Origin of the sequence: Micromonospora andamanensis, assembly GCF_016863495.1 — a bacterium.
In the GTDB taxonomy this organism is placed as follows: Bacteria; Actinomycetota; Actinomycetes; order Mycobacteriales; family Micromonosporaceae; genus Micromonospora; species Micromonospora andamanensis.
In genome coordinates this window covers 1-914 of sequence record NZ_BOOZ01000121.1, presented here as the reverse complement: position 1 = coordinate 914, position 914 = coordinate 1, and the positions used below count along the sequence as shown (strand labels likewise).

Sequence of the window (914 nt, the reverse complement as noted above, 5' to 3'; positions counted from 1 at the left end):
CCATTTTCATCCTGCGTGGGGGTTGGCTTCGATGTGGTGCAGCGCGAGGATGGCCTGCACGATCGTGGTTGTTCGTCGTGGGCAGCAGCGCAGCTTGGTCAGGATCTTCCAGGTCTTGAGGGTGGCGATCGCGCGTTCGCCCCGGGCGCGGATCGTTGTGTGGGCCCGGTTCACGGTCTTCTGCCGGCGTGACAGTTTCGGCCGGAAGCGGTGCCGCTTGAACGGGGTGCGGATGCTGCCGCGGGCACCCTGGTAGCCCTTGTCGGCGAAGGTCATCGCGTTCGCGTTGGTCAGCGCGTCGATGATGCCGTGGGTTCGGGCTGCGGTCAGGTCATGGACTGAGCCGGGTAGCGCCGGCGAAGTCCAGATGAGGCGGCCGGCCGGGTCGGCGATGACCTGGACGTTCATGCCGTGGTGCTTGTGTTTTCCGGAGTAGTACGGCTTCTGGTCGGCGACCCGGTCGATCGGGATCAGGGTGCCGTCGAGGATCGCGTACGCCAGCCGGCGGATCCGGTCCATGGCGGTGGTCAAGTCATCGGCGGTCGCCGCGAGTAGGGCTATCGCTTCCTGCACGTACCGCCAGGCGGTACTCACGCCGACGGCGAACCCGGCAGCCAGCCGGGTGTAGGTGTCACCGTTACGCAGGTGAGCCAGGGCGAGCAGTGCCTGCCGTCCCGCATCGAGGCGCCGCCACCTGGATCGGCGCTGGTTGCGGTAGCTGCGGATGCGATCGGCCAGGTGGTTCAAGGTCCGGCTGGACAACGAGATCGTGGACGGGTAAGACAGCACAGGCGAGGCTCCCGGTCGGGGCATCGGGTTTTGGTCGATTTGCTGTCTTACCTGGAGCCTCGCTCCCATCGACACCCGGGCCACTCACACCATCCCTGACCTGCAGGATCAGGTTGAAAAAGGCT

At 66.0% G+C, this 914-nt stretch carries 1 protein-coding gene; it reads right to left on the bottom strand.

Annotated elements, in window-relative coordinates:
- Positions 1 to 6: 6 nt before the first annotated feature.
- Positions 7 to 789, bottom strand: a complete 783-nt coding sequence (locus Van01_RS32745; RefSeq protein ID WP_204015838.1) for a transposase family protein — start codon at positions 787 to 789, stop codon at positions 7 to 9.
- Between the last annotated feature and the right edge of the window lie 125 nt (positions 790 to 914).